General features: G+C 54.9%; 15 protein-coding genes. 7 read left to right on the forward strand and 8 right to left on the reverse strand.

Annotated elements, in window-relative coordinates; all coding sequences use genetic code 11:
* Positions 1-83 precede the first annotated feature (83 nt).
* Positions 84-1,019 carry a LysR family transcriptional regulator gene (locus tag D1823_RS20855; protein WP_162896899.1) on the forward strand — a complete coding sequence of 312 codons (936 nt, stop codon included), beginning with the start codon at positions 84-86 and terminating at the stop codon, positions 1,017-1,019.
* Positions 1,020-1,100: 81 nt separating this feature from the next.
* Here D1823_RS20855 and D1823_RS20860 read toward each other — a convergent pair whose 3' ends face one another.
* The 3 genes from D1823_RS20860 to D1823_RS20870 form a co-directional block, all read right to left on the reverse strand.
* Complete coding sequence (locus D1823_RS20860; RefSeq protein ID WP_254683852.1) at positions 1,101-2,396, reverse strand: glycoside hydrolase family 99-like domain-containing protein; 1,296 nt, start codon at positions 2,394-2,396, stop codon at positions 1,101-1,103.
* Between the two features lie 129 nt (positions 2,397-2,525).
* Positions 2,526-3,791: a glycoside hydrolase family 99-like domain-containing protein gene (locus tag D1823_RS20865; RefSeq protein WP_117873687.1), complete on the reverse strand. Its 1,266-nt coding sequence runs from the start codon at positions 3,789-3,791 to the stop codon at positions 2,526-2,528.
* Entirely contained in the window at positions 3,791-4,705 is a 915-nt protein-coding gene (locus D1823_RS20870) for a bifunctional 2-polyprenyl-6-hydroxyphenol methylase/3-demethylubiquinol 3-O-methyltransferase UbiG (protein WP_162896900.1), read from the reverse strand. The genes D1823_RS20865 and D1823_RS20870 overlap by 1 nt, the downstream gene beginning before the upstream one ends.
* A gap of 882 nt (positions 4,706-5,587) precedes the next feature.
* Here D1823_RS20870 and D1823_RS20880 point away from each other — a divergent pair.
* Complete coding sequence (locus D1823_RS20880) at positions 5,588-6,442, forward strand: glycosyltransferase family 2 protein (RefSeq protein ID WP_117873693.1); 855 nt, start codon at positions 5,588-5,590, stop codon at positions 6,440-6,442.
* Positions 6,443-6,515: 73 nt separating this feature from the next.
* Here the strand turns inward: D1823_RS20880 and rfbA are convergent, their stop codons facing one another.
* From rfbA to D1823_RS20905, 5 genes are all read right to left on the reverse strand, one after another.
* Entirely contained in the window at positions 6,516-7,382 is an 867-nt protein-coding gene (rfbA, locus tag D1823_RS20885) for a glucose-1-phosphate thymidylyltransferase RfbA (protein ID WP_117873695.1), read from the reverse strand.
* A gap of 18 nt (positions 7,383-7,400) precedes the next feature.
* Positions 7,401-8,264 carry a dTDP-4-dehydrorhamnose reductase gene (gene rfbD / locus D1823_RS20890; protein ID WP_117873697.1) on the reverse strand — a complete coding sequence of 288 codons (864 nt, stop codon included), beginning with the start codon at positions 8,262-8,264 and terminating at the stop codon, positions 7,401-7,403.
* Positions 8,261-9,301 carry a dTDP-glucose 4,6-dehydratase gene (gene rfbB, locus D1823_RS20895; protein WP_117873699.1) on the reverse strand — a complete coding sequence of 347 codons (1,041 nt, stop codon included), beginning with the start codon at positions 9,299-9,301 and terminating at the stop codon, positions 8,261-8,263. The genes rfbD and rfbB overlap by 4 nt, the downstream gene beginning before the upstream one ends.
* On the reverse strand, positions 9,298-9,867 hold the full coding sequence (gene rfbC, locus D1823_RS20900) for a dTDP-4-dehydrorhamnose 3,5-epimerase (protein ID WP_117873701.1): 570 nt from the start codon (positions 9,865-9,867) through the stop codon (positions 9,298-9,300). The genes rfbB and rfbC overlap by 4 nt, the downstream gene beginning before the upstream one ends.
* Positions 9,868-10,245: 378 nt before the next feature.
* A complete protein-coding gene (locus tag D1823_RS20905) occupies positions 10,246-12,294 on the reverse strand; it encodes a dockerin type I domain-containing protein (RefSeq protein WP_254683853.1) in 2,049 nt (682 codons plus the stop codon).
* A 160-nt stretch (positions 12,295-12,454) separates the two neighbouring features.
* On the opposite strand from D1823_RS20905, the gene D1823_RS20910 reads away from it, so the two are divergent.
* From D1823_RS20910 to D1823_RS20930, 5 genes are read left to right on the forward strand one after another with little or no spacing between them, the layout of a single operon-like run.
* Positions 12,455-16,363: an Ig-like domain-containing protein gene (locus D1823_RS20910; RefSeq protein WP_254683854.1), complete on the forward strand. Its 3,909-nt coding sequence runs from the start codon at positions 12,455-12,457 to the stop codon at positions 16,361-16,363.
* Positions 16,364-16,410: 47 nt separating this feature from the next.
* Positions 16,411-17,244: a SapC family protein gene (locus D1823_RS20915; RefSeq protein WP_117873703.1), complete on the forward strand. Its 834-nt coding sequence runs from the start codon at positions 16,411-16,413 to the stop codon at positions 17,242-17,244.
* Positions 17,231-18,574: a TolC family protein gene (locus tag D1823_RS20920; RefSeq protein WP_117873705.1), complete on the forward strand. Its 1,344-nt coding sequence runs from the start codon at positions 17,231-17,233 to the stop codon at positions 18,572-18,574. The genes D1823_RS20915 and D1823_RS20920 overlap by 14 nt, the downstream gene beginning before the upstream one ends.
* Positions 18,571-20,718 carry a type I secretion system permease/ATPase gene (locus D1823_RS20925; protein ID WP_254683855.1) on the forward strand — a complete coding sequence of 716 codons (2,148 nt, stop codon included), beginning with the start codon at positions 18,571-18,573 and terminating at the stop codon, positions 20,716-20,718. Before D1823_RS20920 ends, D1823_RS20925 begins: the two co-directional genes overlap by 4 nt.
* A complete protein-coding gene (locus tag D1823_RS20930) occupies positions 20,702-22,012 on the forward strand; it encodes an HlyD family type I secretion periplasmic adaptor subunit (protein ID WP_117873707.1) in 1,311 nt (436 codons plus the stop codon). Before D1823_RS20925 ends, D1823_RS20930 begins: the two co-directional genes overlap by 17 nt.
* Positions 22,013-22,055 lie beyond the last annotated feature (43 nt).

Raw genomic sequence — 22,055 nt, forward strand, 5'->3', positions numbered from 1 at the left:
CCGGGATGTCTTACAGCTTACCGCCACCAATGACATTTGTGAAATTTACTTGCATGATCGTCAGCATAAATCTGGTGAATGACATGACGACCAAGCTCAACAAGATCGACCTGAATCTTTTTGTTGTTTTCGACGCCATCTATACCGAGCGAAACCTGACCCGTGTTGCCGAACGCCTGTCGATCACACAACCGGCCGTCAGCAACGCCCTGACCCGGTTGCGCAAGACACTGAACGACCCGCTTTTCGTGAAAACCGGCACGGGGATGCAACCCACGGCCCTGGCAGAGAGCATTTCGGACAGGATCTCAGCCGCTCTCCACCAGTTGCAAGCCGCATCGGCACAGGGTGAACGGTTCGACCCGTTTACCAGCAAACGGCTGTTCCGGGTCAGTTTGGTCGACCTTCACAGCCTCATCATCCTGCCCGGGCTTTTGTCCGGGTTTCAAGGCACGGCACCGCAGGTCGAACTCAGCCTCGTGCGCATTCCCCGCCGGGATACGCGCAAGGCGTTGCAGCAGGGCACGATCGACATCGCGTCGGACATTCCGATGCCGGACAGTTCGGATCTGATCAGCCGGACCATCATGAAGGACCGTTACGTCTGTGCCATGCGGCCCGACCACCCGCTGGGTTCGGGCCCATTGACGCTGGAGCGTTATCTTCAGCTGACACATCTGCATGTTTCCTCACGACCTCAGGGGGCAAGTCCGGTCGACATCGTCCTGCGCAAACTGGGTGCGCGGCGCAAACTCGGGCTTCAGATGCAAAGCTATCTGAACATCCGGGACATTCTGCACAAGACAGATATGGTTGCTACGCTGACCGAATGCAGCGCGCGTGAAATGGGGCTGCGCATGTTGAGGTTGCCGGTTGAAGTGCCTCCGATCGAACTTCGCCTGTATCGGCATATCCGTTCTGACGGCGACGAAGCCGTACAATGGATGTTCGACCAAATCGCAGGTCGCACCGTCAGAGCGAACGATACGGAACAGCATCATAGGGTCGATCAGAATTGATACGGAACCCCGGGCAACATGTGACATCAGGATATCAGAGGCGCCAACCGTCAGGTCCTCGAAATCTCAAGGTCGGAAACATCACGTATTGATCTGACTTTCAGACTTCTTGGGTAACGCGTCATACGTCGCCTGAAGATAGGCAAAGCCATATTTTCGGTCAGGCTCCAGATGAGTCCCCTCTGCCCACTCGTTCCATGCGTTTATGAAAACGATTTTTTCGTCAGCGCTGTATTTTTCCTGCGCGAGAACCTGACGACACAAATGTTCCGTCCAGCGCCTGTAGGCATCGATTGAAAACCGGCCCATAATCCGAGGAGCATCCTGATTGCGCGCGGTATTGTCCCAGGAAAGCGTGGAGGACCGAAACAACTTGTATTCAGGTTCCGGCTTTTGAAGCTCTGCCTCGACCACGGCTTGATAATTCAGAACGGCTCCCGTGAACTCTGGATTGTAGATCCCCATCTCATCCGTGATGTCGGTGCGCTTTACCTGATGCGGAGGGAACTCCATAGCAGCGTCGAAACCCAATTTCTCGGGATCGCCAATATCGAAAGTCTGGGCAGCGATGAGATACAGGTCCGACTCGCCCCAGCTCTGCGCCTCTTTTCGCCATGCTGCGGTTGTTTCTTCGATATTCGGTATGATGTTCGCACGGTAAACGATAAAAACAGGCTTCCCATCTATCCGAATATAGCGCGGATCATCAAAGTATTTACGTATATGGCGGAGAAGGTTCAGGGAATCCTCGATCGAATGGTTCTGCGCGATAAGAACGTCATGCGCCCGCCCGTCCCATCGGCGCGTCCAGTTTTCATTTGCCCATGTCAGGCAAAAAGGCATGTCAACCTCCGGATTGCCCAACATTTGTTCGAGCGGGTGTTCCATCAGGGTCTTTCCGCCGAACCAATAGTAGTAATAGGAGAAGCCTCCTATCCCGTAAGATTTCGCGATCCGCGCCTGTTCGACCATGATCTCTTGCAACCGCAAGTCGTAGTAGCCCAGATGAATCGGACAGTGAGGCTGGTAGTGGCCCGGGTAATTCGGAACGGCCTTTCCGACATTGGTCCATTCAGTAAAGCCTTTACCCCACCATTCATCATTCTCTTTAAATGGGTGAAATTGCGGCAGGTAATGCGCGATCGCCCGTACTGCGGGATCAGCTTTCGCAGGCGGGTCGAAAGGTTTGAACTCTTCGGCCTGACCAACGGCTTCAAATCCCTGCCTGTTTGATTGCCCAGGTTTGTCCCAACCCCGTTTGGGGTCTCTTTTCTTGGCTGAATTTCTGAACCGCCTTGCCGTACGTGGCGACAAAGGTGGGCTGAGTTTCGACGCCGCGGTCAGCAAATAGTAAAGCAGGGTATCTTTGACGGACATGCAGTTTCTCGTACTAAGGCGCGTCGTGCCGACTATGACAAAGAAAACCTTTTTTTCTACGCAAAGCACGAGACAGAGTTGCATGACAAGTACTTGGAACTTTCATGCAACTCAATCCAGCGTGGTTTTCTATTTTGTGCGGGCCGCGGACAGCCATTGCTTCAGCAACCGACCGCTGACCGTATCGCGCAAAAGACGGAAAGCCCGTTTGGCCAATGATTTATTGGCACCATATGGAACGGGTTGCGCGTGACCTTGGGTGGCTTCGCGACGGCGCGAGATCTCGGGCACACCCACATGCGTCCAGTCGGTCAGCTTTGACCCCTGTAGAGCGGCTTTAGTCGCGTGTAAAAACGCGTGCCCATACTCCCGATCCGGTTCAAGATGACATCCTTCCGCCCATTCATTCCATGCATTCACGAAAACGAAACGTTCCTGGTCAGGAAAATCCTGAGCGGTTTTGCGCAAGGCTTGCGAGAGCCAATATTCATAGTTCTGCGGCGTTCCGTTCAAAACAATCATGGCATTTTCTTTCCGCCGGGCAGTGTTGTCCCAGGACGGAAAAACCGATCGATGAACGTTGTTTTCCGGTCCATAGTTGTGACCCAGGTACTGTTCTGCGATCGCGGAAAAGTCGACACAATGGCCTTGGAAATCGTCGAACAAATCCACCTCTGGCGAGAGGTTGGGCACGTTGATGCTGTGGGGCGGGAATTCCACACCGGAATCAAACCCGTATGACGCGTAGTCCCAGTTACGGTGCGTAAGCGCACAGGCCAGATGTATTTTGGGGATGCCAACAGACGCGCAATAGTCTCGCCAGACCTGAACGGTTTTGCGCGAGTTCTTCAGATGTTGTGGACGATACACAATCAGGAACGGAGCGCCATCTACTGTTATGTAGCGAGGGTCACGAAAAAAAGGCTCGATCGACTTAATGAATTCCAGATCGTCTTCGGGCTTGTACTTCTGCTCAATGAGGATCTCGTGTTCAGCCGCATCCCAGCGGCGCGTCCAGTTCTCATTCGCCCAGCAAAGACAAAACGGCATATCGCTTTCAGGATCCGCAAGCATTTCGTCGACGGGACGTTCGAGCAGTCGCTTTCCGGAAAACCAATAGTAATGGTAGCAGAATCCATCAATTCCGCTGGCTTTGGCCATTTCAATCTGCTCAAGCCGCGTTTCACGGACCCGCAAGTCATAAAACCCCAGATCTGTAGGAAGATGAGTTTGATAGTGCCCGGTGAAAAGTGGCTTGGCTTTTGCGACATTTGTCCACTCGGTGAAGCCCTTGCCCCACCACTCATCGTTTTCCGGGATCGGATGGAACTGAGGTAGGTAGAAGGCAATAGTCCTGATACTGCCAAATTCACGATTGGCGATGCTCGTGGACATTACTTCTTCAACCCCAACATCCGCGCAAGCGATTTTTTTTTCTTCTTGGCCAGTGGGCCCGGATCAACGCGCGAACCTGTGCCTGAGTTAACGGGACCGATCGTTGATTGCAGGTCAACGTCCTCGGACAGAGGCAAACCAGCCATCATGTTGGTCCAATGCTGTCTGGTTTCTTCATCGGGTTGTTCGACGGGTAAACCCATCAGGTAGATATCATTTACCGCGCGTTCTTTCGGGACCGATCTGCTCACGACTTGGAACACATGAGAATAGCGATTGCGTTGCAATGCAGCCTGAACATCCTGAGGCAAACGACTCCACCGGTGGCAAAACTCCGTCATCTCTGGCGAACGAACCACAAACTCGGCTTGTTCAATGCTCATACCCTGCGAAGACAGCAGGTGCTGAACATTTTTGACGCCGAAAAACCGGACATGGGTTCGATCCAACAGGCCCCAGTCACGATACTCGAAATCTTCATCGACAAGACAACCAGCAATCGCTGCATGGCCAACATGCGGCAGCGAAAGAATCACCGACCCCGTGTCGTTCAAAAGCGATTTCATGCCTGAAAGAACGCTCCACGGGTCGTAAACGTGTTCCAGAACGTCTGCTGCGATCACGTAATCGAAAACCCCGTCTTTTTCGCGAACGATGTCACTCCATGAATCATCGTTGAGATCCATCGGGTACACCGAACGGGCAAACGGCTTTAGCTTCTCGATCGCCGAAGGGTCGATCTCAAGCGCCACAACATCACATTCCAACGTGCCGGAAAGATGGCGCGTGATCGAACCAGGCCCGGCCCCGATCTCAAGCACCTTGGACCCGGGCTTTACCATGCGCAGCACACGTGCAGGTGCTACATCACTATTCATATCAATGTCGTATTCGTAAGTGTGTCTATCGCTCACTGCAATTCTTCCGTGATGCTTATTTCGTGCTTCAATTCGGCTGCTATATAGTTTGGTCTGGTTCTGCAATCCCCAATACCAAACCGATACATGAGGCTTCAGATGTTATACCCAGATAATACTCAGTTTCGGCGGTTACTGTTGCACAAAACTTCCCCGGCAGCAATGACCCCTCGCCTGGGGCCATTGACAACGAAGATTCTCCGCAACCACTTCCAAAGTAACGCTTTTAGACTGAATTGTGGTTCGAAACCCGTTCACCTCGGAGAGTCGACATACGCGTGACTGTCGAGACGTATTTCGTGGTTTCCTGCCGCATTCCATCAGAGGCATGCTTGAAATAATTGCATAGTTTCCGCAGCTTACCGATATCGCGGAAGGTTGCGGTTTAGGCAGTATGATGTCTGTCAGATGCGCGCTTGGTACAGAGCGCGCACCCTTGCGTCTGCAACCATTTGCAACACTTACGGTGCACCGCATGCGCATTACTCTGGCAAATGGATTGCACCGGGATTCCTATATCGCTTTCAAGGCGTGCTGCTACTTCTTGGTTTCAAACTGACGACAGGCAACAATCTGCTCACTCACCTCATTTGTCGGAAATCGGAAAACCACAAAGACGTACATCGCACTGCTCAGAGCAAAAAGCCCAGCACTTCCCAACGTGTTTTCGCCAACCTGCCACCCTCGTTGATCGGTTTTATGTCCTGGCTTCACCGGTTCAAACCGCTTCAAATACTTCACAGATTGTTGTCGCTGAGCGGACAGGGCCACAGAGTGCACTCTTCAGCCCAGACCTGTCACACTGGAACCGGGGTTGACCCTAACTGTGTTTGAGAGGAAGTAACAATCAGGTCCATTCCACAGATACGGCAGGCAGGATTGTCACAGATTACGATCATAAGCGTTTGCTACAACAGCACCGGGGTCCTGCCTGAGATGCTGAGTTCGATCCCCGAAGGCGTGCCCACGATTCTAGTCGACAATGGGTCGGATGATATTGAAACGGTGCGGTTATTGGCAAAGGCACACGACGCAACTCTGGTCGAAAGCCCTGAAAACATTGGATTTGGCCGCGCCTGCAACCTTGGTGCCGCCAAAGCAACCTCGGACCTGCTTTTGTTTCTGAACCCGGATTCTCATTTGTTGCCCGGAGCGTTAGACGCTCTGCAAGAGGGGGCCGACAATCATCCGGATGCGTCAGCATTCAATCCTGCTATTCTCGACCGGAAGGGGGCACCTCGTTTCAGGCGCTACAGTGTGATCATTCCCCGAAATGAGACCCTGCCCAGGAAAACAGCCAATTCCGACTTTGAATTGCCGGTCCTCGTCGGCGCCGCGTTTCTTGTCCGCCGCGAAGCATTCGAAGCGGTTGGCGGGTTTGATCCCGAGATCTTTCTGTATCATGAAGACGATGACCTGAGCCTGCGGCTCAAGGCTGGCTGCGGTCCACTGTACTATATTCACAACGCTCAGATGCGCCACGCCAGAGGCAAGTCTTCTCCAGGAAGCCCAGCCATCGCTGGCCTGAAAGGCTGGTATATGGGGCAATCGAGAGTTTATGTCGCCCGCAAACATGAAGTCCCGATGGCTTTTGGTCGAGCCCTGGCATCGGCGCTTCTGCAAATGCTGTCACCGGTTGTGTTGTTCTCAGCGAGAAAACGCGCCAAACAATGGGCCTTCTTGCGCGGCGTTTGGCATGGTCGGAATGCCCGACCAGCCCCGTTCAGACCTTGATCACAAAGCGTGAAGCAGTTTGCGGCCCAAGCTAAATCCAGCCTGAACACGTAACCATGAGACAGTTCCCGGCCTAGCTCAAAAGCCCCTTCAGATAGGTGCCGTACGTGGACTTGGCGAACAGGCGCGCGCGCGTATCAAGAGCCTCGTCGTCGATCCAGCCATTCGCCCAGGCAATTTCATCCAGGCTGCCGGTCTGCATACCCTGACGTTCCGTGATCGTGCGCACGAAGTTTCCCGCATCCAGCAAAGACCCGTGTGTGCCGGTATCCAGCCAGGCAAAACCGCGCCCCATGGTCTGCACATCCAGCAAACCTTCGTCCAGATACATCTCCAACAGCGACGTGATTTCCAGCTCGCCGCGATCTGACGGTTTGACCTCAAGCGCCCGGGCCGGAGCATCGCCATCCAGAAAATAAAGACCCGTCACCGCGTAGTTCGACGGAGGTACCTTTGGTTTTTCGACGATCGCGCGGGCTTTGTTTCCTTCGAAATCCACAACGCCGTAGCGTTCGGGATCAGCGACCCGATACGCAAAAACCGTACCGCCGCGCTCCAGTTGATCCGCCTCGAGCAGCAGGTCCGGAAGGCCATGTCCGAAGAAAATGTTATCACCCAGAATCAATGCAGACGGGGCACCATCCAGAAAATCCTCGGCCAGTGTATAAGCCTGCGCCAGACCATCAGGAGACGGTTGCACAATCCAGGTCAAGGACAACCCGTATTGACTGCCATCCCCCAACAGGCGCTGAAACTGATCCTGATCCTGAGGGGTGGTGATGATCGCGATTTCGCGGATCTGCGACAGCATCAAAACACTCAGAGGGTAAAAGATCATCGGCTTGTCGTAGATCGGCAGCAACTGCTTCGATATCGCCATGGTAATCGGGTAAAGCCGGGTTCCGGACCCACCGGCAAGAATAATGCCTTTGCGCTGCATAATCTGTCCTTTCAAGGTTCAGCTGGTCGCTGACTTCAACTCGCTCAATATCTCGGCCAGTCCAGCTTTCCAGTCGGGCCTGTGAATTCCGAACACATTTTCAAGCCGCGAACAATCCATACGTGAGTTCAGCGGCCTGGGCGCAGGCGTTGGGTACGCTTCGGTTGGAATATCTTCGATCTGAACCGACAAGCCGGATTGAGAAACAATTTCACGGGCGAAATCCGCCCAGCTGGCATCGGGTGCACCGGAATAGTGGAACACGCCGCCTTTGGCTTCAGGGCCGGCCTTGGCCATTTCAAGCAAGGTGTCGGCAATGTCGGCAGCAGGTGTTGGCCCACCGATCTGATCTGCGACAATGGTCAGCTTGTCACGGGTCTCTGCCAGTCGGATAATGGTCTTTACAAAGTTCTTTCCGTGGGCCGAAAAAACCCAGCTTGTGCGCAAAATGGCGTGCTGTCCACCAGCCGCTGCAATCTGGCGTTCGCCGTCCAGTTTGGTTTGACCGTAGGCTCCCAACGGCCCGGTCGGATTATCGGTGCTCCAAGGGGTCGTTCCAGAACCGTCAAAAACGTAGTCTGTGGAAATATGCAGAAAGGGCAGGTCTCGGGCCGCGGCGGCACGCGCCATTGCTCCGGGTGAATCTCCGTTGATCCGCTTCGCCAGCTCTCTTTCTTCTTCGGCCTGGTCTACGGCAGTATAGGCTGCTGCATTGATGATCACGTCCGCATCCGTGTTCCGGATGGCTTCTGCACATTGCGTCGGATCCGACAAATCCGCCGCGGCGCGATCCAGGGATTCAACCAAGACATCATGTGCCTGTCCGCGACGTCGCAACTCGGTCGCCACCTGCCCCCCGCGGCCGAATACCAGCGCCTTCATTTGGCAACACCCAGTCGCTCACCCACACCGCTGCGGGCCTGCAGGGCGTTTAACCACGCGCTGTTGTCCAGATACCACTGGACTGTCTGTTCCAGACCAGTTTCAGGCGTATAGGAAGGGCGCCAGTTCAGTTCCGTGCGAATCCGGGTCGGGTCAATGGCATAGCGCTGATCGTGACCGGGGCGATCAGCGACGAACGTGATCAAATCCGCATAGGGAGTTTCACCCGGCTTGAGGCGATCCAGAATTGCGCATAGCATTCTGACAAGATCAAGATTGGTCATCTCATTCTCGCCACCGATGTTGTAGCTGCGGCCCAGTTCGCCCTTTTCGAGAACCAGCAACAGGGCTTCGGCATGGTCGTCGACGTGCAGCCAGTCGCGAATATTGTCACCATTCCCGTAAATCGGGATCGGTTTGCCTGCCAGCGCGCTGAGGATGACCACGGGGATCAGCTTTTCCGGGAACTGGTAAGGGCCGTAATTATTGGAGCAATTGGTAAGAACCACTGGCAGGCCGTATGTTTCACGCCACGCCCGCACGAGATGATCCGATCCCGCTTTCGAGGCCGAATAAGGTGAGTTCGGCTGGTATGGGCTGTCTTCGGTGAAAAACCCAGTTTCACCCAAGGATCCAAAGACTTCATCGGTTGAAATATGATGAAACCGGAAATGCTCGGGTCGGCCTGCACCCACCCAATAGGTGCGTGCGGCTTCCAACAATACATAAGTACCGGTCAGGTTCGTGTCGATGAACGCTGCCGGGCCATCGATCGAACGGTCAACATGGCTTTCAGCGGCCAGATGCATGATCGCGTCGGGCTGGTGCGTGTTCAGAATTGCCGACATCGCGGCCGCATCCCGGATATCCGCATGTTCAAAAACGTATTCCGGCACATCTGCGACAGCGGCAACATTGTCCAGACAGGCCGCGTAGGTCAGGGCATCGACATTGACGACCGAATGCCCATCGGCAATCGCGCGACGGATAACGGCAGAGCCGATAAAGCCCGCCCCGCCCGTAACCAGAATTTTCATTGTGTGCCCTCGAATACGAAAGGTGATTCAATTTCGCGCAGAAGTGGTGCGTTCCGATCTTTCTCGGACAGCTGGGGTTCTGAATTGTTCTGTGGCCATTTAATGCCGATATCGGGATCGTCCCAACAAACCGCACCTTCAGTTTCCGGCGCGTAGGTATCAGAACACTTGTAGACGATCTCGGTCTCCGGCTCCAACGTCACAAACCCATGCGCGAATCCCACCGGAACCAACAGCATCCGCCCATTCTCGAAACTCAGTTCTTCACCGACCCAGTGACCATAGGTGGGCGAGCCTTTGCGGATATCGACCGCGACATCAAACAGCCGCCCACGACCGCAGCGCACCAGTTTAGCCTGCGCCTTTGGCGGAGCTTGAAAATGCAGTCCGCGTACCGTGTTCACCGTGCTCGAAAGGGAATGATTGTCCTGAACGAATTGCGTATGAATCCCTTGTGCCGCAAAGCCGTCGGCATTGTAGGTTTCCTCAAAGAACCCGCGATGATCGCCAAAACGCTTCGGGGTAATCAGTTTCACTTCCGGAATGGAAAGCGCCAATATTTCCATTGTTACTAGTTTTCATCTCTGTGTTGAAGTCTCGGCCTGCTATGTCACATTTGCTCCACCGACGCCAAGACCTATGTTGTCCGATCAGCAATTTGAGCGGCTTATCGGTTCTAAAGGTCAGGCGATTATCACAGGCAAATTGCGATTCTGGTAGAATCCATTGAAAATACTGGGCCATCTCCACATGAAAACACAGGGATGGAACAGATAAAGAAGCCGCAGGCGCGACAACGCTTGGGCCGAAACCAAAAGCACCACGATGTGGTATGGCATTCGAGCGCTGAGCCTGGGACGTGTCAATTTGGCCGTAAAAGCCAGCCAGTGCCATCCTGTTTATAGAGTTACAAACCTTGCTTCACCCGAGACGTCACTCGACGTTCAGGTCGCTTCGAGATTACCCAATAAGATAGACGTCATGTCCGCGTTGATAACCCCATCCAAGGCCACAGCATCGATACCCGTTTGATAGGCTACATCGTCCTTGGTTATTCCGGAAAGGTCCGCGTTTTCATCCAGAAATACCCATTCAGGGTCATGGGCCGTGGGCTGTCCGACGGCGGCTTGCAAAATTGCAAGAGCATCCAGGGCGTTCACGGTGCCATCCCTGTTGACGTCTGCGGCTATCAGGTTTTCCGCGGTCGCTGGACCCCATGTCGGATCAAGACCAACCGAGATACGCAACACTTGCAAAGCGTCCAGCGCGTCAATCTTCCCGCTTGCCGTGGAATAGTGTTTGGTGATGTCAAGCACTCCGGGAAAGGTGCCATCCGGCAATTCCAGGTCAAACCGCCCCTGATCACCTGCGGTAGCGGATACCGTACCCCCGCCGTCTGGCGTGAACCGGATTTCCGCGTCCGTTAGCCCCGGATTTGCGGCCTCGCTGTCCACCGTAATCTGCCCGACCAATCCATCAGAGCTGCCCGGTGTCTGCCCGCCCAAGTCCCCGAAATCTACCGGGATGTGATCCGGTCCGGCGAAGCCTGCGCCAAAGATATCCGTGCTTGTCAAAGCGCCGCCCGAGGCGGATTGGACCTGCACGGTCTCGCCACGATATTCGATCTGAGCCCCGTTTGCCGTGCTGGTAAAGGTCAGTTGCTGAGGCGACCGCAACAGAAGGTAGTCGAACATATCCAGTCGATCCAGGCCCGCCTGAAAATCGGTTATTGTGGTCAGACCACTACCGGACTGCATCACGAAGATGTCGGCCCCTGCACCACCCGACATCGTCGTCGCACCCTTCCCCGCGATGAGAATGTCGTCTCCGGCGCCTCCCAGTAGGGTCGTGTCCAGAATACTGCCGCTCAGGATATCGTCCGACGCACTCCCGTTCACCGTACCGAACCCTTTTCTTACCGCACCCAGATCATCAACCGGAACAGTCAGGACAGTCACTCCGGCATCCTGTTGCGATGTTACGAAAATTTGCAACTCATCACCCACATGCGCAACGCTGATCGATTCGACATTCTGCAACCCACTCGCCACCGTGTCCGCGAAACTGTCCAGATGAACCAGTTGACCTTCGAGTGTCAGAGTGAACAGAGACAGGCCATCATCGCCGCCGCCTGCAACCACAAAGACCCGCCCGTTCACGTCTATGACCGCCAGATCCTGAACCGATTCAAACCGCGTATGAAGCGTATCAAGCACATGGTCCGTCGTCTTCAAACTTTCATCGCTGTTCAATTGAAGAACACTGAGAGAGTTGCTGCCGGACCCCGCCACCACAACCCAGGATTTACCGTATGCCTCTACGGTCTCGACATCCGTTGGGGTTGAAACACCAAGGGTTCCGAGTGCCGAATCATTGTTGATCTCGGTTAGCGTGCCGGTGCCGGAGTCGATGCGGTACGTCGCGACAGAGTTTGTTGCCGCGTCACTTGAGATCAGAAAATGTTCCGAACCCGACCGCAATGTCTGCATGGCATCCGCTGTGCCGGCAATCAAACCCGCAAGACTGAGCGTCCCGTTCGCGTTCACATGATAGGTTCCGATATTGTCGGTATCCTCATGCGCCATCGCAAGGACATCCGAAGACCCAAGTGAAAACTGTACGATGGCCGAGATATCTCCGCCTCCGTTGAGCGTTCCTGTTTCTTTCAGGCTACCGATCGTTCCGTCCGCGTTCACGTCATACCCGACCAGGCCCACGGCAGTGTTGATATCGAGCGCAATCTGCTCGGTTCCCGCCAGCGTTATCGGCGTGGCACTGCGCCCCACCTGGAAGGTGATCGAACCGCTGTAATATTCTGTGTCAACCAGCTGCGGCAGGGCACCTTCGGCCAACCGCCAGACTGCGACGCCGCCACCCGGACCGGTCACCGTGTAGAGATACGTATTCCCGTTAAGCGTTTTTAAAGCCGTATCGCCGATACCTGAATCGAGCGCCGTGCTCCCCGTTGCCACTACACTTTCGAACTGAAGCATCACAGCCATCACCTCACACGCCACCCCTGGCAGTTACGGCAAGATGACCAGATGAGCAGACCGAAACCAAAGCAGAATTGTGGTGAAAACGAGAAGTTCGGTTTCAGTTTAACTCAATTTTTTCAGGTCCGATCGCAACGGCAACAAATGGGAAAGACAGATGAGCAAAACGCCAAACAGCACATCCTTTCCTGTTGCGATGATCGCGGACACCACATGCGAGGGCAAGATGACCATAGCACCTGAGGCCAACAATCGTCCGGCGGCTGACTCAACGGACGGAGATCGCAAATCTCAAGTTCAACAATGGATCAATGGAAAGCTTGGTCGTTGGGCGGGTCGAGGCGCGGCTGGCGGCCTTATGTCCACATTGATGGCTTTGCCCGCGTTGTCGCAAGCAACCGTCGAGGAGCTGTACGCCTTCCAGTTCGCAGAAACAATTCCGGGTGTGCGATCCGCCAAACTGCTGAAAAACGGCGATGTTCTTCTGAAAATGGCTGACGGTCGGACGATGATCGTGGCGGCGGAAAACGTACAGGTTTTGGACAGCGGCGCAATCATGATCGCAGAAGAGGCGGTTGCCGAAATCGCCCAGTTCAGCGCAGCTGAAGCCGGAGCGGCAGCTGGTGGAATCAGCGGTACAGGGGCTGCACTGGGTGGCCTTGGTCTGGCCGGTGCGGCTGCCGCCGCAGGCGGAGGTGGCGGTGGCGGCGATTCCTCTGAACCCGTCGCGCCAAAGCCTGAACCCCAACCCCAACCAGAACCGAGCTACACCAGCCTGAACCTGGCCGAACTTCAGGCAACGGCATTGAACAGCGCCATTACCAAAGCCGCCGCTCCTGAAGGAACATCGACAGTTGAGGTCACGATAGGTTCGCTTGTCAAAAGCGTAACGCCCAGCGATGACGGCAGTTGGAGCGTTTCTCTCACTGCTGCCGAAGCAAATGCGCTTCCGCAAGGCGTCTCTACGGTGACAGTCAGACATCTGGACGATTCAGGCACGGAACTGTCAAGCGAATCCGTTCAGTTCGATATTGATACAATTCCACCAACCCTGTCGATCACCGGGTTTTCCGATGGCGTTGTTTTGAATTCGATCGAACAGGCAACAGATCTGACAGTCACCGGAACGACCGATGCAGAAGACGGACAGACCGTCACCGTCTCAATGAATGGGCAAGACTATTGGGGCACGGTATCCAACGGACAATGGAGCGTCACTGTCCCGGCGGCAGACCTCTCAGCCCTACCTGATGGCTCGGCGATTGACGTAACCGCTGATGTTGCCGACGCGGCGGGAAATTCCGCACCACAGGCTAGCGGTAGCTTTGATACTGATTTTACTGCACCAACTGTTTCTCTGGATCCCGTGGCTGGCGGCTCGATAGAACTGATCGACGTAGCCGGCGACCTGGCCTTGACCGGTTCCACCACGGCAGAGGACGGTCAGACCATCATCGTTACGTTCAACGGACAAGTGCATACAGGCACCGCTTCTGGCGGAAGCTGGAGTGTAACGATCCCCAATTCCGATCTGGGCAGTCTTTCCACCGGAGTGCCCGCATCGATTCTGGTTGCCGTCGAAGATGTGTCGGGCAATCCGGCAGTGCCGCTTCTTGTATCGGTTCCCGTGGACCTGGCCGGCCCTTCCATTTCGATATCACCGCTTCCTGTTGGTTCCGTACTGAACGCAACCGAAGCCGGATCCGACTTGACCATCAGCGGGTTGACGTCAAATGTTGAGGATGGTCAGCAAGTTACCGTAACTCTCGATGGTCAAACATATTCCGGAACAGTATCCGGCGGGGCCTGGAACGTGACTGTACCAACTGGGGATCTGGCGTCTCTGCCGGATGGGGGCAACTTCTCTGTTACAGCGGATGTCGACGACGCCAGCGGCGTGACGGCACCGCAGGCTGAAGTGACACTTTCCAAGGATGTGACCGCGCCGACACTCAGCATCGACAGTTTCTCGGACGGAGCTGTCATGAACGCATCCGAGCGGACTACAGATCTTTCCATCTCGGGAAGCACGACAGCAGAAGACGGTCAAATCGTAACTGTCAGCTTGAACGGGCAGTCCTATACTGCAACGGTTTCTGGAGGCAGCTGGAGCGCGACTGTACCTGCTTCGGATCTGACAGGTCTTTCTGACGCGGCGTCCATCACCGTAACAGCGGATGTCTCGGACGCTGCCGGGAATCCAGCTCCACAAGCCAACAACAGCTTTACCACCGATTTCACGCCACCGACGATTGGAATTTCAACCGTATCCGACGGGGCTGTCATGAACGCCGTTGAACAAGGAACCGACCTGACGGTGTCAGGAACTTCCGATGCGCCGGACGGAACAGTTGTTACCGTCGAGATCACGCGCACTGACGGCACTACGGACGTTACCGGAACGGCAACGGTAACCGGGGGCATCTGGACCTATACGGCAACCGTGACAGATTTGTCTGCCCTGCAAGACAACGAGACTTACAATATCAATGCGTCGATCTCGGACGCAGCGGGAAACAACAATCAAACCACAACAAGCTTTGCCACTGACTTCACGGCACCTTCAATAACCATAAACAGTCTGCCTGTGGGTGCCGTGTTGGACGTGACCGAGAGGGGCGTGGATCTTGCAATCTCGGGCACAACCACGGGTGAAGATGGCCAGACCGTTTCGGTTACATTCGGTGGGCAAACCTATACAGGCGTTGCATCAAATGGGTCTTGGGCAGTTACCGTTCCCACCAGTGATCTTGGACTGCTCTCTGACGGAACGACCTATTCCATTTCCGCCACTGTTGACGATCTTGCCGGAAACAGCTCCGCAGCCGCGAACAGCTCACTCTCCACAGACTTTCGCCCCTTGTTGACGTTGAACGATATCGGGGTCAACAATTCGATTGCTCTGGACGATGCTCAAACCTCCGGTATTACCCTCAGCGGTTCATCCGCCGGACTGACAAACGGCCAGTCGGTGGATGTCACATTGAACGGAACTTCGGTCGGATCAGCAACGGTGACCGCAGACGGATCCTGGACATTGTCTGTCGCAGCGTCTGACTTTTCGGCTGTAGAGGCAGGTGAAGACCTTGTTTTTTCGGCGCAGGCGACAGTTGCGGGTGGGCCAGATCCACTGCCAGTCTCCGAGCAAGCCGTTGCGCACGAACCCGCCGCTTACGTGATCTCTGAAGTCGGGCGCACAGGATCTACGGTGACGTTCGCAATCTACGCCGAAGCCGAACGCGATATCTCCAGCGGTTTGGCTTTGACGGCAGAACTCGAATTTGACTCTTCAGTTGCCACATTCAACAGCGCGTCGGTTTCGCAAAACAACGCCTTCGATTTGTTTTTGGCCAGCCAGGGCGCCGGGGACACGATGAATTTAGCCGGCGCCGCGACAACCTTTACAGATCTCTCTCAACCGCTTGTCACCTTCACGATGACAATCCAGGACGTCAGCCAGCCTATTGAGCTGACAATCAAAACGTCTGATGGCGGACCATCGACAGTTCAGTTTGGCACCAATAGTGATGACACACTCGTCGCCGCGAATACGGACACCATCACTCGCGGCGGTGATGGCGACGATACCATTGATGTTTCTGCGGCAGGACGAGACATCGTCGTCTTCGAAGCAGACCCGACCAGCAATGGTACAGACACTGTGACTGGCTTCACGATTGGCCCGGCTGCGGATATAACCGACGCACTGATGTTCCACGGGCTGGACACCAATACACTTCGCGGTGATGGCACCGGATTCGAATTGCTTTCCGCTGGCGACACGTTGGGCACAAACACCGGATTTGTCGGTCTTGACACAGTACTCACCGACCTCAACCCCAGCACAATCGAAGCTGCTGTCGAGGGGTTCGCCGGAGCCATGGCAGGCGATGAGCTTTACGTGATGGCAACCGACGGAACAAACAGTGTTTTGGTCAAGGTAGATTTCCAGGCGCCGGACGATGCCAGCGTTGAAACCGTGGCCACGTTCCAAGACCTGAGCGATCTGAGCGGCCTGACCGCAGATAATATCCTGCACACCGACCCAACTGGGGCAACGGCTTAACCCGACCCGGCGTACGAACGGACGGAATTCAACATCAAGAGGTGGTTATGGCACAGAATGGCTTAACTCCAGTCAGTATTCGACGACATGGTCATCGGTTCTGGAAGAGGTTTACCTCATTCGATTTCGCGCGAAATATGGTAGATTGCCCCGTTGTTGAAGCCGAAATTCTTCAGGCCGCAGCCACTTTTCCAATCATTTTTCGGAAATCTGAATACGGGTATTACCCAATGGCTGTTTTATCCATGCAACCAGACCCGCCTACACCATTTGTATCGGCGCAGGGCAATTGGCTGGCGACTTACGTCCCATCCGCTTTGCGCTGCGCTCCGTTCCGGCCCCAACTGATTAAACCGGACGGCGACGGCAGCGACGAGTTGCTTGTCGACGAAACGTCCGGGCTCATCACTGACAATCCGGATGACGAAGTATTCTTCGACAAATCAGGGCAACTTTCGCCAGAACTGAAAAAAGTCGCAGCTTTCTTTCGCGCTCTGAAAGAGTCGATGAGATACACAACTCATCTATGTCGTGTTCTTGCTGACATGGGATTGTTTAGTCCGCTTACCTCCTTCCAGGGGGTTGAGGTCCCATGCGGGCATTATGGCGTCAAGCAGAACACTCTGGAGAAAATTCCCCGGGCGCACTTGTCACTGCTTACGTCGAATGGGGGCTTGCGACTGATTCACGCTCATCAGATTTCGCTGACCCATTGTATTTGGCTGGCACATGCACATACCCGCGCGCATCGAGTAACTGATGGTTCTCTGACACAAAAGACCACCGGTGTTTCAGGGTTTTTGGACGCGTTGGTTGCGGCGCAACAGAAAGAAGAAGCTATGGACCGTTGCAGGCAGGAGGGTCTCCATGCGTTCCAGTAAGGCAAATCTATCTTGGGTTGCGTTCGCTGTGTTTGCGATACTGCTGTCCGCCTGCACACCCCCTCCTGATTTGTCTTCTGTGGCAGTATCCTTTGCACCCGGGACCACCGGTGCCGGTGCAACAAAGCCATCGGCAGAACTTAGTCAAAGCGCGTTCGGGCAACGCGTGCGCCAGGCGGTAGAGACAAGCCCGACACTGGCACAAAGCGATACCAGAATGGATGTCGCATCAGCCAATCAAGATGCAGCTGAAGGCGCATTTCTTCCGCAGATATCGTTGGGGATAAATGCGCGGTCTGAACGGGTTGAATCGGATATTGCAGATGTTTCACCTTATCTGAGAATCTCGCAATTGGTTTATGACGGTGGGGCCGCATCAGGGGATCTGACGGCAGCGCGAGCACGCGTTATGGAAAGCCGGGGTGATCAGATTCAAGCGGCATCGGCCACGGCGCTGGCGGCCGTTGAGACCTATGTACTTGTCCTTGATCAAAGGAAGATACTCCGTATCGCAGCCGACAATGTCTCGGTCCATGAAGAACTGGTACGTCAAATTTCAGACCGTACAGCGGGTGGGGCGGGTTCAAATGCAGATGTTCTGACCGCTCAGTCCAGAATGGCAGATGCGCGCACAAGACTGGCGGATGCACGAGCACGAACTGATCGGGCCGAAGCGCGATTCCGCGAAGTGTTCGGGAATTTTCCCGGCTTATTACCCCCACCCGTGCCCGCTCCTCCGCTGAATAGAAGTGACGCCCAGATTGTGATGAACAGCCCTCAGATACGCAGGGCTGACGCTGGCTTGCTGGCGGCCAAAGCCGAGTGGTCAGCAGCTCAGGCACGGCGTAAACCGAACGTTCGGGTCGCAGCATTTGCCAACCAGGATGACACTCGGGATGCAAATTTCGGCGTGGATCTTTCATTCAACTACGAGTTGGATAGTACTGGTCAACGCCGTGCCGCCATCGCAGCAGCTGAAGCGGAAGTGAAAGAAGCGGAATTTGCACGAGAGCAATTGGTTCGCGAAATCATGCGGGAACTGGGCTTTATTCGATCCGATCAAAAAGCAGGAGCGGAAAGACTGCGTGCGGCCCGTATTGCGGCGACCGCCAATGCCGACAGTGTAACAGCATCCCGCGCGCAGTTCTCAATTGGGCGTCGCAGCATGATAGAAATCCTGGACGCTCAGCGCGATTACGTAAATGCGCAAGAACGCCTGATCCTGGCCGAGCAGAGCTTTTTTCTGACCAACTACGCAGCTCTGAGCCTCACCGGAGACATTTTGGATCTGCTCGGCATATCGCCCGGCAATTGGAGCGAGGAGAAATGAGCACGTTGAAATCAATGCAAGACCGCCCACGTTTGACAAGCTTCGAAGCCTGCCTTCTGAATATTGCCGCTACACTTGAACGCCCCCTGACCCTCGCAACAATACAGGCGGCACAGACAGGCGCAGACGGGGATCTGACAATTCGTGACATCGTCGCCGTAGCGCAAAACACTGGTTTACAGGCGGGATATGGCGAGCGGCACATTACGAAATTTGACGAGACGTTGGCTCCAGCCTTGTTGCTGATGGTCGAAAACAAGGCTGTTGTGTATCATGGCCGGGCAAAAAACGGGGCCTTGCTGGTCTTTGACCCGGATCTTGGTGAAGGAATCGGTGAAGTCTCGGAAGAACAGTTGACTGAAACCTACACCGGTTACGCAGTCTTGTTCCGCCGAAATTATACAGATGAATTGGACGCTGGTAACGCGCCTTGCCGCGGTCATTGGTTTTGCGCGGCACTATCCGCCAATCGATGGACTTACATTCAGGTCGCGCTCGCTGCGGCGCTGGCAAACCTTCTCGGCTTATCGACGTCAATTTTCATTATGGTCGTCTATGACCGTGTGTTGCCCAATGAGGCAACCGAATCGCTCATTGCCTTGACGGCAGGCGTGGCTCTGGCGCTTCTTTTTGACTTCGCGCTAAAATTGCTGCGGGCAGCGTTTATCGACAAGGCCGGGCAAAAAGCCGACTTGCTCATGGGTCGGCGAATTTTCGACCAAGTTCTGAATATCCAGATGAAGTCGCGCTCGGGTTCTACTGGCGCTATGACCAGTACCATTCGTGAGTTCGAGACCCTGCGCGAGTTCTTCACGTCCGCAACGCTTGTTGCTGTCGTTGATCTGCCGTTCATCGGGTTGTTCATATTTGTGATTTATCTGGTCGGCGGGCAACTGGCATTGGTCCCGGCTCTGGCAGTGCCTGTGGTTCTGCTGACGGGTTTGGCGGTGCAGCCGATCCTGTCTCGCATGGCGGAAAAAAACCTGGCTGACGGGCAATCTAAACAATCAGTACTCGTGGAAGCTGTCTCGGGTCTCGAAACGATAAAGACGACCGCTGCCGGTCGACAAATGCGTTCTCGGTGGGAGCAGGCGATAGAACGGCAATCCTCGCATGGCGCTCAGAGCCGGGCCGTTACACAATTTGCTCTCAACCTGACCGGTTTTACACAACAATCCGCTCAGGTGCTGATCGTTTTTTATGGTGTTTTTCTGATCACAGACGGTCAGACCAGCATGGGTGCATTGGTTGCCTCGGTGATGCTGACAGGGCGGGCACTGGCACCTTTGGGGCAGCTGGCTCAGACGGTGACAAGGCTTAACCAAGCCCGAAGTGCATACCGAAACCTCAACACTCTGATGATGGCGGAAAGCGAACGCCCACAAGGCCGAACATGGGTCAACCGGCCCGATTTCAAAGGAGAGATCGCCTTCAACAACGTGTATTTTTCCTACCCTGACCGAGGGGAAGATACCCTGCAAGGCGTTTCATTCACGATCAAACCGGGTGAAAAAGTGGCGATCCTGGGTCAGATAGGCTGTGGGAAAAGCACCATCGCACGCCTGATGCTGGGATTGTACGCGCCGCGAGTTGGATCTGTTACGTTCGACGGCCTTGATATCCGCCAGATCGATCCTGGCGATCTGCGCCGCAACATCGGATCTGTCCTACAGGACATATGGCTCTTTTCCGGGTCCGTCCGGGACAATATCGCAAGTGGCGCAATCCGGCCAAAAGATCAGGAACTGATCGAAGCGGGCCGCACCGCCGGGGTTGAAGATTTCGTGGCCACCCATCCAGGCGGTTACGATCTTCAACTCGCGGAACGTGGCGAAGGGCTCTCTGGCGGACAACGGCAGGCTATTGCCCTGGCAAGAGCACTCATCGGCCGCCCGCCGGTTCTCCTGCTTGATGAACCAACAAGCGCGATGGATGTCAAAACCGAAGCCCAGGTTATCCAGCGTCTGAAAAAAAGCTCTGCGGACTCAACCATGGTTGTCATAACGCACAGAACCAGCCTGTTGGAGCTTGTTGACAGAGTCATAATCCTTGAAAACGGGAAAATCGCAGCAGATGGTCCCAAGAGCCTGCTGACACAACATGTTCGTCCGACAGGGAGGCACCTGAATGTCGCAGCATCCTGACCTGGCCGCACTGGCTAGAGAGATGCAGGGGCGCTCTCCTGTCCGGAGTTCGTTGCTGCTGCTGGTGATCCTGTTCTGCCTGATCGCCGCCGGATTGTGGGCGTATCTGACTGAACTGGACGATGTCACGCGTGTGGACGGTCGAATCGTGCCTTCAGGGGACATTCAGTTGATCGAAGCCACCGAGCCCGGCGTATTGCAGTCGTTGCATGTTCGCGAAGGTCAATTGGTCGACAAAGGTGCATTGCTGATGGAACTCGACACGACCCAGATTGACAGTCAGCTCAGTCAGGAACAACAACGCGCATTCGGACTTATGGCCCGGGTCCAACGTCTTCGGTCCGAAATAGATGGGACACAACTGGAGTTCGATGTCCAACTGATCAATGGCGCGCCTACCCTCGTACAATCTGAAACTGCACTGCACCAAGGGCGACGGGCTGAATTGGAGGCAGAAATCGCCATCCTGGAGCGTCAGCGTCAACAAAAGCAAAGAGAATTTGAGGAAGGCCTGGTCGATCAAGTGACGGCGGACGAAACCCTACTGGTCCTGGCCGAAGAGAGGGCGATCATGGCTCCGCTGGTCGAGCGTCAAATGGAGCCTGCAACAACATTACTTGCGTTGCGGCGGAGTGAAGCCGAATGGCGTGGTCGCAAGGTTCGGGCAGAAGCTGTAACCAACAGGTTGCAAACGGGCTTGGACGAAATCGACGATCGGATTCAGGCGGTGCGAAGCCGGTTTCGCAGCGCAGCGCTGACGGATCTGGCGCTTGCCACTGCCGAGCTGGCTGCTTTGCAACCCGCCTTGCCCGCTTTGCGCGACCGGGCCTCAAGAGCGCAGGTTCGGTCTCCGGTACGCGGCATTGTAAACCGAATTCATCGCTCAACTATCGGCGGCCTTGCCCGTAGCGGAGAGGACCTTGTTGAAATCGTGCCGCTGGACGACACATTGCTTGTCGAAGCTTATGTAAAGCCTGAGGACATCGCGTTTTTGCACGCCGGTCAGCCTGTGAAAGTCAAAATCACGGCTTATGATTTTGCACGATACGGGGCACTGGATGGTGAAATCATTCGCATCGGCGCAGACACGATCACACGATCAGAGCGTAATGATGAAGATGTCTTTGTTGTGGAAATCCGAACCAATAACACCATGCTTGATGGCAATGGCATAGCAGTCGAAATCATACCAGGCATGATCGCTGAAGTGGACATCCTGTCTGGCCGCAAATCAGTGCTGGATTACATTCTGCAACCGGTTGTGAAGATAAAAGATCAGGCGTTGCGCGAATAAGCGAAGGGACGATTTATGTTCGACGAGTCAGTTCCAACACGGG

It is taken from the genome of Ruegeria sp. AD91A, from assembly GCF_003443535.1.
Classification (GTDB): domain Bacteria; phylum Pseudomonadota; class Alphaproteobacteria; order Rhodobacterales; family Rhodobacteraceae; genus Ruegeria.

Bases quoted from the DNA above. Each gene is read 5' to 3' on its own strand.
- rfbA (WP_117873695.1), bottom strand. From the start codon at position 7,382: ATGCAGCGCAAAGGCATTATTCTTGCCGGTGGGTCCGGAACCCGGCTT.
- rfbB (WP_117873699.1), bottom strand. From the start codon at position 9,301: ATGAAAATTCTGGTTACGGGCGGGGCGGGCTTTATCGGCTCTGCCGTT.
- D1823_RS20920 (WP_117873705.1), top strand. From the start codon at position 17,231: ATGCGTTCCAGTAAGGCAAATCTATCTTGGGTTGCGTTCGCTGTGTTT.
- D1823_RS20930 (WP_117873707.1), top strand. From the start codon at position 20,702: ATGTCGCAGCATCCTGACCTGGCCGCACTGGCTAGAGAGATGCAGGGG.
- D1823_RS20910 (WP_254683854.1), top strand. From the start codon at position 12,455: ATGAGCAAAACGCCAAACAGCACATCCTTTCCTGTTGCGATGATCGCG.
- D1823_RS20860 (WP_254683852.1), bottom strand. From the start codon at position 2,396: ATGTCCGTCAAAGATACCCTGCTTTACTATTTGCTGACCGCGGCGTCG.
- rfbC (WP_117873701.1), bottom strand. From the start codon at position 9,867: ATGGAAATATTGGCGCTTTCCATTCCGGAAGTGAAACTGATTACCCCG.
- D1823_RS20855 (WP_162896899.1), top strand. From the start codon at position 84: ATGACGACCAAGCTCAACAAGATCGACCTGAATCTTTTTGTTGTTTTC.
- rfbD (WP_117873697.1), bottom strand. From the start codon at position 8,264: ATGAAGGCGCTGGTATTCGGCCGCGGGGGGCAGGTGGCGACCGAGTTG.
- D1823_RS20905 (WP_254683853.1), bottom strand. From the start codon at position 12,294: ATGCTTCAGTTCGAAAGTGTAGTGGCAACGGGGAGCACGGCGCTCGAT.
- D1823_RS20925 (WP_254683855.1), top strand. From the start codon at position 18,571: ATGAGCACGTTGAAATCAATGCAAGACCGCCCACGTTTGACAAGCTTC.
- D1823_RS20915 (WP_117873703.1), top strand. From the start codon at position 16,411: ATGGCACAGAATGGCTTAACTCCAGTCAGTATTCGACGACATGGTCAT.
- D1823_RS20865 (WP_117873687.1), bottom strand. From the start codon at position 3,791: ATGTCCACGAGCATCGCCAATCGTGAATTTGGCAGTATCAGGACTATT.